General features: G+C 71.7%; 13 protein-coding genes. 12 read left to right on the plus strand and 1 reads right to left on the minus strand.

Annotated features, from left to right (window positions below; all coding sequences use genetic code 11):
* Positions 1-11 precede the first annotated feature (11 nt).
* A complete protein-coding gene (locus ACJJVL_RS03365) occupies positions 12-845 on the plus strand; it encodes an undecaprenyl-diphosphate phosphatase (protein WP_405216899.1) in 834 nt (277 codons plus the stop codon).
* The gene (locus ACJJVL_RS03370) at positions 842-2,101 is read left to right on the plus strand and encodes a cysteine--1-D-myo-inosityl 2-amino-2-deoxy-alpha-D-glucopyranoside ligase (RefSeq protein WP_405216900.1); all 1,260 of its coding nucleotides are present in this window, start codon (positions 842-844) and stop codon (positions 2,099-2,101) included. The genes ACJJVL_RS03365 and ACJJVL_RS03370 overlap by 4 nt, the downstream gene beginning before the upstream one ends.
* Here ACJJVL_RS03370 and ACJJVL_RS03375 read toward each other — a convergent pair.
* Complete coding sequence (locus tag ACJJVL_RS03375; protein ID WP_405216901.1) at positions 2,098-3,126, minus strand: PAC2 family protein; 1,029 nt, start codon at positions 3,124-3,126, stop codon at positions 2,098-2,100. The genes ACJJVL_RS03370 and ACJJVL_RS03375 overlap by 4 nt on opposite strands.
* Before the next feature lie 105 nt (positions 3,127-3,231).
* On the opposite strand from ACJJVL_RS03375, the gene ACJJVL_RS03380 reads away from it, so the two are divergent.
* Genes ACJJVL_RS03380 through ACJJVL_RS03425 form a run of 10 tightly spaced genes read left to right on the plus strand, consistent with a single transcriptional unit; the run spans position 3,232 to position 13,757 of the window.
* Entirely contained in the window at positions 3,232-3,909 is a 678-nt protein-coding gene (locus ACJJVL_RS03380; protein WP_405216902.1) for an HAD family hydrolase, read from the plus strand.
* Positions 3,909-4,976, plus strand: a complete 1,068-nt coding sequence (locus ACJJVL_RS03385; RefSeq protein WP_405216914.1) for a tRNA (adenine-N1)-methyltransferase — start codon at positions 3,909-3,911, stop codon at positions 4,974-4,976. The genes ACJJVL_RS03380 and ACJJVL_RS03385 overlap by 1 nt, the downstream gene beginning before the upstream one ends.
* A gap of 29 nt (positions 4,977-5,005) precedes the next feature.
* Positions 5,006-5,986 (plus strand): FKBP-type peptidyl-prolyl cis-trans isomerase, encoded by a 981-nt coding sequence (locus ACJJVL_RS03390; RefSeq protein WP_405216903.1) that lies wholly within the window; start codon positions 5,006-5,008, stop codon positions 5,984-5,986.
* Positions 5,986-7,029, plus strand: a complete 1,044-nt coding sequence (locus tag ACJJVL_RS03395; protein ID WP_405216904.1) for a helix-turn-helix transcriptional regulator — start codon at positions 5,986-5,988, stop codon at positions 7,027-7,029. Before ACJJVL_RS03390 ends, ACJJVL_RS03395 begins: the two co-directional genes overlap by 1 nt.
* A complete protein-coding gene (locus ACJJVL_RS03400) occupies positions 7,026-7,973 on the plus strand; it encodes a helix-turn-helix transcriptional regulator (protein WP_405216905.1) in 948 nt (315 codons plus the stop codon). The genes ACJJVL_RS03395 and ACJJVL_RS03400 overlap by 4 nt, the downstream gene beginning before the upstream one ends.
* 31 nt (positions 7,974-8,004) lie before the next feature.
* Entirely contained in the window at positions 8,005-8,232 is a 228-nt protein-coding gene (locus ACJJVL_RS03405; RefSeq protein WP_405216906.1) for a twin-arginine translocase TatA/TatE family subunit, read from the plus strand.
* Between the two features lie 48 nt (positions 8,233-8,280).
* A complete protein-coding gene (gene tatC / locus ACJJVL_RS03410) occupies positions 8,281-9,021 on the plus strand; it encodes a twin-arginine translocase subunit TatC (protein WP_405216907.1) in 741 nt (246 codons plus the stop codon).
* Complete coding sequence (locus tag ACJJVL_RS03415) at positions 9,018-11,441, plus strand: DEAD/DEAH box helicase (protein ID WP_405216908.1); 2,424 nt, start codon at positions 9,018-9,020, stop codon at positions 11,439-11,441. The genes tatC and ACJJVL_RS03415 overlap by 4 nt, the downstream gene beginning before the upstream one ends.
* Positions 11,438-13,036: an apolipoprotein N-acyltransferase gene (gene lnt, locus ACJJVL_RS03420; protein ID WP_405216909.1), complete on the plus strand. Its 1,599-nt coding sequence runs from the start codon at positions 11,438-11,440 to the stop codon at positions 13,034-13,036. The genes ACJJVL_RS03415 and lnt overlap by 4 nt, the downstream gene beginning before the upstream one ends.
* The gene (locus tag ACJJVL_RS03425) at positions 13,029-13,757 is read left to right on the plus strand and encodes a glycosyltransferase (RefSeq protein ID WP_405216910.1); all 729 of its coding nucleotides are present in this window, start codon (positions 13,029-13,031) and stop codon (positions 13,755-13,757) included. The genes lnt and ACJJVL_RS03425 overlap by 8 nt, the downstream gene beginning before the upstream one ends.
* Positions 13,758-13,993: the final 236 nt, after the last annotated feature.

The following is a 13,993-nucleotide window of genomic DNA, read 5'->3' on the forward strand; positions in this document are numbered from 1 at the left end:
ACCACCGCTCCATGGACTGGCTGATCGCGATCTTCCTCGGTGCGCTGCAGGGCGCCACCGAGTTCCTGCCCATCTCCTCCAGCGCGCACCTTCGGATCGCGGGGCTCTTCCTCCCCGGCGCCGAGGATCCCGGCGCGACGTTCACGGCGATCACGCAGATCGGCACGGAGCTCGCGGTGGTGCTCTTCTTCTGGAAGGACATCACGCGCATCATCCGCAAGTGGTTCCAGCAGTTCTCGGGCAAGACCGATCGCAGCGATCCCGACGTGAAGATGGGCTGGCTCGTGATCATCGGCACCATCCCGATCGTGGTCGCGGGCGTGCTCTTCCAAGACCTCATCCGAGACCAGCTGCGCAGCCTGTGGATCACGGCGACGGTGCTCATCGTCTTCGGCATCATCCTCGGCATCGCCGACATGCTCGGACGGCGGGTGCAGACGCTCGAGACGACCACCTATCGCGACGGCCTGCTCATCGGTCTCGCGCAGGTGCTCGCCCTCATCCCCGGGGTCTCGCGCTCCGGCGCGACGGTGACGATGGGTCGCGCCCTCGGCTACGAGCGGCCCGCTGCGGCGAAGTACGCGTTCTTCCTGGCGGTGCCCGCGGTCTTCGGCGCCGGCATCTACGAGACCATCCAGGCGGTCTCCGAGCCCTCCGCCGTCGGCCTCGGCTGGGGCCCGACCATCCTCGCGACCATCGTCGCCTTCGCCGTCGGCATCGCGGTCATCAGGTGGCTCATGGACTGGATCTCGCGGCGCAGCTTCATGCCGTTCGTCGTCTACCGCATCGCGCTCGGAGCCCTGCTCCTCATCGCGCTCAGCGCCGGATGGATCGAGGCGCTGTGAAGACCTGGAACCGGGCCGCGGTGCCCTCGCTGACCGCGTACGGGCACTCGGAGGGCGAATCGCCCAGCCTGCACGACGTGCGCACCGATCGTCGGCTGACGCTGCCGACGGGGCGAGCGGCGTCGATGTACACCTGCGGCATCACGCCGTACGATGCGACCCACCTGGGCCACGCCTTCACCTACCTCGCCTTCGACACCCTCACGCGCGTGTGGCTGGACGCGGGCATCGAGGTGCGCACCGCGATGAACTCGACGGATGTCGACGACCCGCTGCTCGAGCGCGCGGCGCGCGACGGCGAGGACTGGCGCGCGCTGGCGGAGCGGCAGCAGGAGCTGTTCCGAGGCGATATGGCGGCGCTGCGCATCCTGCCGCCCGACTCCTGGGTGGCGGTGACGGAGCGCATCGGACCGATCGCGCACGCCGTGCAGCGCCTGCTCGACTCCGGCGACGCCTATCGCCTGCCCGCGCAGGACGCGCCGGGCGAGGACGTGCTGTTCGACACCGCACGCAAGCGCCGCTTCGCGATCGGCGAGGGCAGTCGCACCGATGCCGCCCGCATGCTCGAGCTCACCCGCGAGTTCGGCGGCGAACCCGATCGCCCCGGCAAGCGATCACCGCTCGACCCCGTCCTGTGGCGGGCCGAGCGGCCGGGGGAGCCGGCGTGGGATGCCCCCGTGGGGCGCGGGCGCCCCGGCTGGCACGTCGAGTGCACGGTGATCGCGATGGACGAGCTCGGCTCGCCGTTCACGGTTGCCGCCGGTGGACGCGACCTGCGGTTCCCGCACCAGGAGATGCAGGGACACCACGCGGTCGCGCTCGGCGCGCCGCTGTTCAGCGAGGCCCGACTGAACGCCGGGATGGTCGGCTTCCGGGGCGAGAAGATGTCGAAGTCGCTGGGCAACCTCGTGCTCGTGTCGCGCCTGCTCGCAGACGGCGCGCGACCCGCGGCGCTGCGGCTCGCCCTGCTCGACCATCACTGGCGCGACGACTGGGAGTGGTTCGAGACCGACCTGGAGGCGGCCGAGCAGCGACTCGACCGCTGGCTCGCGTGGTCGCAGACGCCCGACGACGACCCCTCGCTCGCGGAGTCGATCGTGCCGTGGCTGCGCGTGACCCTGCAGGACGACCTGAACACCCCCGCGGCGCTGCAGGCGGTGGACGCGTTCATCCTGCGCGCACCGGCCGACGACGGCAGCCTGGCCGCGATCGACGCCTTGCTGGGCATCGATCTGCGCAGCATCCAGCCGCGCTAGACCGGTGGCGGGGTGTCGTCGGGACGCTCGTCCGGCGACTCCGACGGCGACTCGGGCGCGGCATCGTCGGCGGCGTCGCCCGCCGCGTCCGGGTCCGCTCCATCCGGGTCCGTCCTGGAGGGCGCCGATGCTCCGCTCGGCGGCTGCTTGCCGCCCTCCGCGCGCAGGAAGCGCTCGAACTCGTGGGCGATCGCCTCGCCGGATGCCTCCGGGCTCTCCACCGCGTCGCGCTGCTCCTCGAGCTTGCCGATATAGGCGCGCATGTCGTCGTCGCGCTCGGTGATCTCGTCGATGCCGCGCTCCCACTCGCCCGCCTGCTCCGGCAGGTCACCGAGCGGGATCGTGACGTCGAGCATCTCGGAGAGCTGGTCGAGCAGCGCAACGACCGCCTTCGGCGCCGAGGCGTTGTGCACGTAGTGCGGCACCGACGCCCACAGGGATGCGGTGTGGATGCCCGCCTCCTCCGCCACCAGGCTCAGCACGCTCATGATGCCGGTCGGGCCCTCGTAGTCGCTCTGCACCGCGCCCAGCCGGGCCTGCAGCTCGCTGCTGTCGCTCGTGACGGTGGTCGCGATCGGCCGCGTGTGCGGCACATCCGCGAGCATCGCGCCCACGAACACGATCGCCTCGATCTCGCAGCCCCGCGCGATCTCGAGGAACTCTGCCGCGTACACCGCCCAGTTGCGGCTCGGCTCCGCGCCGACGAGCGCGAAGATCTCTCCCTCGTTGCCCGTGGAGACGTCGAGCCCTGCGTCCGCCGCGAGCGAGGTCCTGCTGGAGGGCCGGGTCGGCGCGTAGGCGATCGATGCGGGCCACTGCAGCGCGCGCGTGCCGTCGTCGAGCGTCCGGACCACGGGTCGGTGCATCGCGAAGTCGACGAACTCGTCGGGCTCGATCTCGTCGAACGCCTCGAGCTCGCAGGCCTCGATGAGCCGCTTGACGGCGCCGCTCGCGGCATCGCCGGCATCGGTCCAGCCTTCGAAGGCGACGACCATGGTGCGGCCCTCGATCGGTCCTCGTGCCACCCGCGGCACCTCCTCACGTCGAGGATCCACTCTAGGCCCGTCGCCGTCCACTGGGCTCGGCGCACCTGCTCGCGGCGCCCGCTGCGCGTTCACTAGGCTTGCTCGGTGACCTCGTCTGCTCTCGCCGCCGTGCTGTTCGACATGGACGGCACCCTGATCGACACCGAACCGCAGTGGATGGGGGCTGAGGCCCGCCTGGCCGCCGAGCACGGCATCCCATGGGGCGCCGCAGAGGCGGAGGCGCTGGTCGGCTCCGACCTCTGGGATGGCGCGCGCGTCTTCATCGAGCTGGGGGTGCCGCTGGATGCGGACGCGATCGTCGCGCGGCTCGTCGACGAGGTGCTGCGCGGCATCGACGAGGAGCTGCCGGTCAGGCCCGGTGCGATCGAGCTGCTGCACGAGCTGCTGGACGCGGGGGTGCCGGTGGCGCTCGTCACCATGTCGACGCGAGTGATCGTCGATCGCGTGGAGGCTGCGCTGACGCAGCGGCTCGGCCGCGCACCGTTCGCCGCGACCGTCGCCGGTGACGAGTGCGAGCGCGGGAAGCCGCACCCGGAGCCGTACCTGCGCGCCCTGGAGCAGCTCGGTGCCGATCCGGCGCGGAGCGTCGCGATCGAGGACTCGATCACGGGTGCACGCAGCGCGCTCGCCGCCGGCCTCACCACGATCGGCGTGCCGCACGCCGTCGACGTCTCGCAGGTGGACGGCATCGTCCACTGGCCCACGCTCGCGGGCCGGACGCTCGACGACCTCGCCGCGACGCTGGGGGAGGTCCGCGCGTGATGGGCAGGACGGGCCCGTTCCAGTGGGGCGACATCGTGCAGATCACCGGGCCGAAGCAGAAGATGTACACGATCGTGCTGACCGAGGGGAAGCAGTTCGGCACCCAGCGCGGCGCGGTGCCGCACGAGCACTTCATCGGGCTGGACGACGGTTCGCTCATCACCGTCGGCGAGGCCGAGCACCTGGCGATCCGGCCGCTGCTGCACGACTACGTGATGTCGATGCCGCGCGGCGCGGCGATCATCTACCCGAAGGACGCATCGCACATCGTCGGCTTCGCCGACATCCACCCCGACCTGACGATCGTCGAGGCAGGCGTGGGCTCCGGCGCGCTCTCGCTGTGGCTGCTGCGCGCGCTGCACGGCACCGGCAGGCTCGTCTCGTTCGAGCGCCGCGAGGAGTTCCGCGAGGTCGCGGAGGCGAACGTCACGGGCTTCTTCGGCGAACGGCCCGGCAACTGGGACACGGTGCTGGGCGATCTCGCCGAGGAGCTGGGCGAGCACGTCGCCGACGGCGAGGCCGACCGAGTGCTGCTCGACATGCTCGCGCCCTGGGAGTGCGTGGATGTGAGCGCTCGTGCGCTCCGCCCCGGTGGCCTCATCCTCTGCTACGTCGCCACCGTCACGCAGCTCTCCCGCGCCGTCGAGGCGATCCGCGCCGACGGCCGGTTCACCGCGCCGAAGTCGACCGAGACGCTCGTGCGCGGATGGCACGTCGAGGGGCTCGCGGTGCGGCCGGACCACCGCATGGTCGCGCACACCGGCTTCCTCATGACCGCGCGCCGCATCGCCGACGGCGTCGAGCTGCCGTCCTTCCGCCGTCGGGCGGCGAAGGCGGATTTCGCCGACGCCGACATCGAGGCGTGGACCCCTGGCGCGCTCGGCGACCGCGTGCCGAGCGCGAAGCGCGCCCGCCGGGCGCGACGCGACGCGCTGCGACAGGCCGACGCGATCGCCGCGGGCGCAGAGCGCCCAGACCCTGCCGCGCCGCCTGCAGCAGAGCCCGAGCCACCCGTCGCCGTCCCGCCCGCCGCGGACGCGGCCGAGTCGGCCACGCAGGTAGACTGACCCGATCCCCGACCCCGAAAGGCCTCGCTGTGCGCACACGCCCCCTCTCGATCGCCGCGCTGCTCGTCGCCGCAGCCGGTCTCACCGCCTGCGGAGCGCCCGACGACGGCCCGGGCGGCTGCGAGCCGCTCGTGCCGCCGGGAGCGGCGTCCGATCGCGTGCAGGTCGAGCAGGGCGAGGGTGCGCCGACCGTCGAGTTCCAGCACCCGCTCGTCAGCGACGGGATGCAGGTCAGCCACCTCGGTGGCGGCGACGAGCGCGTCTCCCGCGGCGGCATCGTCGATGCCGACTACGTCGTCTACTCCGGCAAGACGGGGCTCGAGATCACCAGCTCCTACGCGGCCGAGAGCGCGCAGGCGCCCGCCGCCGAGCCGCTGCGGGTGACCGCGGGCGGCGAATCGACGCTCGGCCAGGCGGTCGCGTGCGCGGCTGCTGGAGAATCCATCGTGCTGACCACGTCGATCGAGGCGCTCTTCGGGGCCGGCGCGGCCTCGGAGGAGCTGGACATCGAGCCCAATGACACGGCCGTGGTCGTGCTGGAGGTCAAGGAAGTGCACCCGGGCCGCGCCGAGGGCAGCCCCCGCCCGGGCGAGCAGGGCATGCCCGCGATCTCGCTCGCCACCGACGGCACCCCCGGCGTGACCTTCCCGGGCAGCCCCGCACCCGCCGAGCTCAGGGTGATGCAGAGCATCGCGGGTGACGGCGAGCCGGTCGCAGAGGGCGACAGCGTCCTCGTCCACTACACCGGGATCATCTGGGAGACGGAGGAGGTGTTCGACTCCTCCTGGGAGCGCGGCGCCCCCACCGCGATGACCATCGATGACGCGAACCTGATCCCCGGCTTCGTCGACGCGGTCGTCGGTCAGCCCATCGGCAGCCAGGTCGTGGTCTCGATCCCGCAGGAGCTCGGCTACAGCGACCCCGCGACGCGTCCCGCGTCGATCGGGGAGGGCGAGCATCTCCTGTTCGTGATCGACATCCTCGATCGACTCGAGCCCGTCGCCGGCTGATGGTGAGGATCGAAGCCGAGGAGCGGCAGTTCTCGCTGCTGCTCGCGCTCGTCGACACGGGCGTCGGCTTCACGAAGCACGAGCTGTTCGCGCGCGTCGCCGGCTACCAGGGCCAGGCGCCCGGCGATGCGCTCGAGCGCATGTTCGAGCGCGACAAGGATGCGCTGCGCGAGCACGGCATCGTGATCGACGTCGTGCAGCCCCCGGGCGACGACAGCAACCAGGAGGCGCGCTACCGCGTGCTCGACGGCGTGCTGGGCGATCCTGCGGAGCTGCACTTCGACGCCGAGGAGCGCGACCTGCTCGACCTGGCGCTGCGCGTCTGGCACGAGGGCGGCCTCACGGAGGAGGCGCAGCGCGCGGCGCTCAAGCTGCGCGCCGATCCGGAGTTCCGCGGAGGGCTGCCGCTCGCGCGCACCCCCGGCCGCACCGTCGACCAGGCTGCGCCGGGCATCGCCGCCATCCTGCAGGCCAGGCAGCGACCGCGCGAGGAGGCCTTCCAGGCGCTCAAGCGCGCGGCCGACCGCCGACGCGAGGTGCTCTTCGACTACCTGAAGCCGGGCGAGCGCACCCCTCGCACCCGCACGGTGCAGCCATGGGCGACCGTGCTGTTCCGCGGGCGATGGATGCTGGTCGGGTTCGATCTCGGGGCCGAGGACACGCGCACCTTCCTGATGCAACGCATCACCTCGACGGTGCGCGACCGCGCCCCCAAGCAGGCGTTCGAGGCGCCCGCCGATGCGGCGAGCGCCGCCCTCGCGAAGCTCGAGGAGATCTGGTCCAGCGCGGCCGTCGGCGTGCACGTCATGCCCGGCAGCGACGCCGACATCCGGCTGCGCCACCGACGCGACACGCGCGAGGAGGACGGGCTGCTCGTCATCCATCACGCCGACCGCAACCTGATCGCGGATGAGCTGTCGGGGTTCGGCAGCGACGTCGCGGTCGTGTGGCCCGAGGAGCAGCGGGTGCTCGTGCGGCAGCGGCTCGAGCGCATCCGCGACGCCCACGCTGACGGCGACGACTTGGACGGGAGCGCCGCATGAGCGCCGGGCGCGCCGAGCGCGGCATCGGCCTGCTGCTCTCGCTCATCCAGTACGTCACGGCCTCGGGCACGGTGACCGTGCAGGAGGCCGCCGCCCACTTCGGCGTGCCGGAGGAGCGCATCCGCGAGGCCGTCACGCGCGTGTTCATGGCGGGCGTGCCCGACGGATCCGGCGACTTCATCCGCTTCGACATCGACTTCGACGCCTTCGAGGTCGACGACATCATCTCGGTCACCATGCGGCCGGCGTTCGAGGACGAGACCGTGCGGCTCTCGCCGCGCGAGGCGAGCGCGCTCATCGCTGGGCTGACGCTGATCGCCGGCTACACCGACGCGGCCCCGGAGCGGGTCGCGTCGCTCCGCGAGAAGCTGCGCAGCGCCGCCTCGCAGGGCGCCGACACGGTGGCAGTGGACGCCCTCGCCGCCCCGCGCGCGGTGCAGATCGTGCGCGACGCGATCCGCGACCGCTGCGTGCTCGAGCTCGACTACCGCAAGCCCGATACCGGTTCGCAGCGACGCCGCATCGCTCCCGTGAAGCTCGACCTCCACGAGGGCCAGGTCTTCATCGAGGCCGCAGACCTCGACCGGCACGGGATGCGCACGTTCCGGCTCGACCGCATCGAGCGGATCGAGCGGACGCAGCACGCGTGGCCGGATGCGCTGCCGGCGCACGAGCGCACCGTCACGGGCACGGCGCAGGTCGTCGCGACGCGCGCCGCCGCCGCGATGCTCGCCGACTACGCCACCTGCGAGCCCGTGTCGATCGATGGCGAACGGGTGCGGCTCGAGATCGAGGTGTGGAGCGAGGCGAGCGTGCTGCGCGCGGTGGCCTCGTGCGGCGGCGACGCCGAGATCGTCGCGCCGGCGAGCCTGCGGCGAGCGATGCACCGCTTCGCGTTCGACGCGCTGCGGACCGGTGCGAGCGCAACCGCGGTGGAGCGGTAGGCTTGGAGCGCGACCACGAAGGGAGGGCGACATGCCCTTTGGCAATCTGACCGGATGGCACTTCCTCATCCTGCTCGTGGTGGTGCTACTCGTGTGGGGCTCCACGAAGCTCCCCGCCCTGGCGGAGAGCATCGGCAAGTCGGCGAAGATCCTGAAGAAGGAGCTCCGCTCCGACGACGAGCCAGCCGCTGGCCCGGACCGCTCCGCGACCGGCACCGATCGCACCGGCACCGGCGACACACCGCGCGACCCGCGCTAGTCCATGGCCCGGACACGGGCTCGCAGCACCCGCAACGCTGACGGCCGCATGCGCCTCGGCGAGCACCTCGTCGAGCTGCGCCGTCGGCTCATCCTCTCGGCGCTCGCGATCCTGCTCTCCACGATCGCAGGCTTCTTCGCCGTCGACTGGCTGCTCGAGCTGCTGCAGCGGCCGCTCCTCGAGCTGGCAGACAGCGGCCGCGTCACCGACCTGTTGTACACGACGGTGACGCAGGCCTTCGACCTGAAGTTGCGCATCGCGATCACGCTCGGCGTTATCGTCGCCAGCCCCGTCTGGCTGTACCACCTGATCCGCTTCTTCCTGCCTGGCTTGAAGAAGAACGAGCGCAGATACGTGTTCGGGTTTCTCGCCGCGGCACTGCCGCTGTTCCTCGCCGGCTGTGCGGCCGGCTGGTGGGTGTTCCCGCAGATCGTGCAGCTGCTGGTGCAGATCGCACCGAGTGGTGCGATTTCCTACCTGGATGCGACCACCTACTACGACTTCGCGTTCAAGCTGCTGCTCGCGGTCGGGGTCGGCTTCGTGCTGCCGGTGTTCCTCGTCGTGCTGAACTTTGCCGGGGTCCTCAGCGGCAAGGGCATCCTCGGCGCCTGGCGCTGGGCCGTGATCGGCATCACGCTGTTCACCGCCATGGCGACGCCGGCCGCCGACGTCATGAGCATGTTCCTGCTCGCCATCCCGATGCTGCTGCTCTACTTCGGCGCCGCCGGCATCGCGATCCTGCGCGACCGCAGGATCGCCAAGCGCGCGGCAGCGAAGGCCGCCGTATGACCATCGCCACCGACGCCTTCGCCCGCACCATGCCGTTCGGGCTCGACCCGTTCCAGCGCGAGGCCTGCGAGGCCATCGAGGACGGCTCGAGCGTGCTCGTCGCCGCGCCCACCGGCGCCGGCAAGACGGTCGTCGCCGAGTTCGCCATCCACCTCACCATGGAGGCCCCCACCGGTCGCGTCTTCTACACCACGCCCATGAAGGCGCTCTCGAACCAGAAGCACCGCGAGCTCACCGAGACCTACGGCGCCGCATCCGTGGGGCTCCTCACCGGCGACACGAGCATCAACGGCGACGCCCGCATCGTGGTGATGACCACCGAGGTGCTGCGCAACATGCTCTACGAGGGCCGCGACCTGACGCAGCTCGAGTACGTCGTGATGGATGAGGTGCACTACCTCGCCGACCGGTTCCGCGGCGCGGTGTGGGAGGAGGTCATCATCCACCTACCGCGCCACGTGCGGATGGTCTCCCTCTCGGCCACCGTCTCGAACGCCGAGGAGTTCGGCGCCTGGCTCGACGCCGTGCGCGATGACACGCGTGTGATCGTCTCCGAGCACCGCCCCGTGCCGCTCGACGCGCACGTGCACATCAAGGGCCGATTCGTCGACCTGTTCGACTCCAAGGCGGGCGAGGCCACGCATCGGCCCAGCAGGGAGCTGCAGGAGCTCGCGCGCGGCACCGACATCGAGGCATCCGCCGCACGCGGCCACCGGGATCGCGGCGGCCACAACCGGCATCGCTCCCGCGACGCGCCGCGCAGGGGCCGGCAGCGCGACTTCCAGCCGTGGCGCTCCGGCGGTCCCACCCGCGTCGACCGGGTGCGCCTCATCGAGCAGCTCGACGAGCGCGACATGCTGCCGGCCATCGACTTCATCTTCTCGCGCGCGGGCTGCGACGCTGCCGTGCGCCAGGTGGTCGACGGCGGCGTGCGGCTCACGAGCCCCGAGGACCGCGCCGAGATCCGCGCGATCGTCGACGAGCGCACGCGCCTGCTCGACGACGCCGACCTGGGCGTGCTCGGCTACTACGACTGGCTCGACGGCCTCGAGCGCGGCGTCGCGGCGCACCACGCCGGCCTGCTGCCGGTGTTCAAGGAGGTCGTCGAGGAGCTCTTCCGCGCCCGCCTGCTGCAGGTCGTCTTCGCCACCGAGACGCTCGCGCTCGGCATCAACATGCCCGCCCGCACGGTCGTGCTCGAGCAGTTGGAGAAGTTCAACGGCGAGGCCCGCGTGCGCATCACGCCGGGGGAGTACACGCAGCTCACCGGCCGCGCCGGCCGTCGCGGAATCGACACCGAGGGGCATGCCGTCGTGATCTGGAGCGGCAAGCTGCAGCCGGTGGAGGTCGCCTCGCTCGCCTCGCGTCGCACGTATCCGCTGCACTCCAGCTTCAAGCCGACCTACAACATGGCCGTCAACCTCATCGACCGGCTGGGCGTGCCCGGCACGCGCGAGGTGCTCGAGACCTCGTTCGCGCAGTTCCAGGCCGACCGCTCAGTGGTGCAGCTGGCGCGCCGCGTGGTCGATCAGCGCGCGAGCCTCGCGGGCTACGAGGAGTCGATGTCGTGCCACCTTGGCGACTTCGCCGAGTACTCGCGACTGCGCCGCGAGCTCAGCGATCTCGAGCGCGACGCGCAGCGCCAGAACCTCAGCCACGCCGAGCACGACCGCATCCAGCGCGAGCTGCAGCGACTGCGCCGCACCATGAAGCAGCATCCGTGCCACGCCTGCCCCGAGCGCGAGTCGCACGCCCGCTGGGGCGAGCGCTACTGGCGCCTGCACCGCGACGTCGAGAAGGCGGAGCGGCAGATCTCGCGCCGCACGGGCGAGATCGCCGAGCGGTTCGACCGCATCACGGTGATCCTGCGCGAGCTCGAGTACGTCGAGCAGACCGACGACGGCGCGCACATCACTCCCGCCGGCGAGGTGCTGCGCCGCATCTACGGCGAGCGCGACCTGCTGGTGGCCGAGAGCATCCGCCAGCACCTGTGGAACGGGCTCGACGCCCCGGCGCTCGCAGCGCTCGCCTGCGCGCTCGTGTTCGAGGGGCGGCGCGACGACGGGATGCTGCCGGAGCGGATGCTGCCGAAGGGCGCGTTCCTGCAGGCGCTCGATGCCACCCACCGGCTCTGGGCGCAGCTGGACGACCTCGAGCAGGCGCATCGGCTGCCGGGATCGGAGCCGCTGCAGACCGGCCTCACGCTCGCGATGCACCGCTGGGCGCGCGGCTACCCGCTCGACGGCGTGCTGCGCGACACCGACCTCGCGGCTGGCGACTTCGTGCGCTGGACGAAGCAGACGATCGATGTGTTGGAGCAGATCGAGCACGTCGCGCCCAAGCGGCTCGCGCGCACAGCGCGCGACGCGGTCGCGGCCATCCGCCGGGGCGTCGTGGACGCATCGGGGTCGGCGCTGTGATCGAGCGGAGCAACCCGATCAGCGGCGCGGGCGTGCAGCCGCGGCAGCGGCGCACCCGCGCTCGCGCGCCGCTGCCCCCTGCCGCCGCCTGGGGCGCCGCCGTGCTGGCAGGCATCATCATGCCCTTCGCCTTCCAGCCCTACGACGCGTGGCCGCTCATCGTGCCGGCGGTCGCGCTCTCGCTGCTGGCGCTGCGGGGCAGGCGCATCGGCAGCGCGTTCGCGCTCGGCTTCACGACCGGGTTCGTGTTCTTCGTGCTGCACATTCAGTGGATCACCGTCTATCTCGGGCCCGTGCCGCTCGTCGCCCTCACCGCGTGGATGGCCGTGTGGTGGGGCCTGGGCGGCATGCTGCTCGCACTCGCCTGGCGCTGGGGCGAGACGCGCGCGAGGGGACCGGTCGGCGCGTTCCTCGCGCTGCCGCTGCTGCTCGCGGGCGTCTGGACGCTGCGCGAGTCGCTCTCGTCGACCGTGCCGTGGGGCGGCTTCGCGTGGGGGAGGCTCGCGCACTCGCAGGCCGCGAGCCCGCTCGCGGACACGACCAGCTGGGTGGGCTTCACCGGGCTCACCTTCCTCATCGCCGCGGTGTCGGCGCTGCTGCTGCAGCTCGTGCTGCACCACCGCACGATGGTCCGCCGCCGGCTCACGATCGCCGCCGCCGCGCTCATCCTGCTCGTGGCCATCCCCGCCTTCCCCATCGCTCAGTCCGGCAGCATCCGGGTCGGCGCTGTGCAGGGCGACAGCGAGGCGGGCCTGCTCGCCCCTCGCGTGCCTGGCCTGATCCTGCAGCAGCACGTCGACGCGACGCGAGAGCTCGCGGGCGAGCAGCTCGATCTGCTCGTCTGGCCCGAGAACGCCGCCGAGTTCTACGCCGACGAGCTGCCGTCGACGATGGCGGTGCTCGAGCGCATCGCCACCGAGTTCGACGCGCCGCTCGTGGTCGGCACGGTCACGCGCGACGGCGATGACACCTACAATGCACTGCTGCAGATCGAGCCGGGCGCGGGCGCCGTGGCGGAGTATCGCAAGCGGCACCCGGTGCCCTTCGCCGAGTACCTGCCCCAGCGCGCGTTCTTCGAACCCATCCTCGACGCGCTCGGATTCCTGGAGCTGATCCCGCGCGACTTCTCGATCGACCCGACGAGCGCGAACGCCTTCGACGTCGCCGGCACGGTAGCGGGCGTAGCGATCTGCTTCGACGTGATCGACGACTACCTGGCGCGCGAGATGGTGCTGGAGCACGGCGCGCAGCTGATCCTCGCACCGACGAACAACGCCGACTTCGGCGAGGGCTCCGCCGAGAACGTGCAGCAGCTCGCGATCGCGCAACTGCGAGCGGTCGAGGCGGGCCGTGCTGTCGTCAACATCTCGACGGTGGGCACGAGCGCCATGATCGGCCCCGACGGCACGATGCTCGACCGGCTGCCGCAGTACACGCCCGGCGCCATGGTCGAGGATCTGCCGCTGTCGACGACCATCACCCCTGGCATTCGTCTGGGAGCATGGATCGACTGGGCGCTGGGCATCGGCAGCGTCCTCGCGCTCGCCGGACTCGGCGTCGCCACTGCAATCGAGCGAAGGAGGGCGGATGCCTGACGTCATGATCGTCGTGCCCACCTACAACGAGATCGAGGGTCTGGAGCGCACGGTCGGGCGGCTGCGGCAGTCCGTGCCGCACGCCGAGCTCGTGATCATCGACGACGGCAGCCCCGACGGCACCGGTGAGCTCGCCGATCGGCTCGCCAAGACCGACGCGGGCACGCTGGTCATCCACCGCACCCAGCGGGGCTATCGCTCCGCCGTCATCGAGGGCATGCGGTTCGCGATGTCGCGCGGCGCGACCAAGGTGGTCGTGACCGACGCCGACGGCTCCTACGACGCGGACGGCCTGCCGGCGCTGCTGGAGCTCTCCCAGTCGGGCGTCGATCTCGTGATCGGATCCCGCTTCGTCGAGGGCAGCGACGTGCGGAACATGGGCGCTCGGCGTCGCATCGCCGCGAAGATCGGCAACGTGTACGCGCGCTCGGTGCTCTCGACCGCCGTGAAGGATCTGACCAGCAGCCTGCGCGTCTACCGCACGCGCATCCTCGAATCCATCGACCTCGATGCGATCCAGGTCGATGCGTACGCGTTCCAGATCGCCATGGCGGTGCGCGTCGCGCAGGCCGGCGGCACGATCGCAGAGGTGCCGATCGGCTTCATCGAGCGCGCCGTCGGCAGCTCCAAGATGCGCGTCTTCGAGGAGCTCGGCACCATCGGCGCCGTCACCAAGTGGGGGCTGTCCGGCGTGCGCGCCCTGCCGAAGCCGCCGCGCTGACCCAGCGCCCGCCCGCCGCCCGCCCGCCCGTCGGTCGAGGAGCGGCCGCAGGCCGCGTCACGAGCTTGGCGGGGCGCCCTGCGGGCGCCGCTTTGGATGGGCGAAAGTGGGGCTATGGCTGGGTCTGGTGGCGGGCCATGCTGGGTGTGCTGCGGTCGACGCCGGTCGGTCTTAGTGCTTGTGAGCCTGTTCACGAGCTTGGCGTGGAGGGCTTCCACGGGGACCGTGGATTGGTG

This window comes from Agrococcus sp. Ld7, from assembly GCF_045064095.1.
Lineage (GTDB): Bacteria > Actinomycetota > Actinomycetes > Actinomycetales > Microbacteriaceae > Agrococcus.

What these genes read in the sequence shown, in the direction of transcription:
- ACJJVL_RS03425 (WP_405216910.1), top strand. Translation starts at nt 13,029, where the DNA reads ATGCCTGACGTCATGATCGTCGTGCCCACCTACAACGAGATCGAGGGT.
- ACJJVL_RS03405 (WP_405216906.1), top strand. Translation starts at nt 8,005, where the DNA reads ATGCCCTTTGGCAATCTGACCGGATGGCACTTCCTCATCCTGCTCGTG.
- ACJJVL_RS03415 (WP_405216908.1), top strand. Translation starts at nt 9,018, where the DNA reads ATGACCATCGCCACCGACGCCTTCGCCCGCACCATGCCGTTCGGGCTC.
- ACJJVL_RS03400 (WP_405216905.1), top strand. Translation starts at nt 7,026, where the DNA reads ATGAGCGCCGGGCGCGCCGAGCGCGGCATCGGCCTGCTGCTCTCGCTC.
- ACJJVL_RS03385 (WP_405216914.1), top strand. Translation starts at nt 3,909, where the DNA reads ATGGGCAGGACGGGCCCGTTCCAGTGGGGCGACATCGTGCAGATCACC.
- tatC (WP_405216907.1), top strand. Translation starts at nt 8,281, where the DNA reads ATGCGCCTCGGCGAGCACCTCGTCGAGCTGCGCCGTCGGCTCATCCTC.
- ACJJVL_RS03365 (WP_405216899.1), top strand. Translation starts at nt 12, where the DNA reads ATGGACTGGCTGATCGCGATCTTCCTCGGTGCGCTGCAGGGCGCCACC.
- ACJJVL_RS03395 (WP_405216904.1), top strand. Translation starts at nt 5,986, where the DNA reads ATGGTGAGGATCGAAGCCGAGGAGCGGCAGTTCTCGCTGCTGCTCGCG.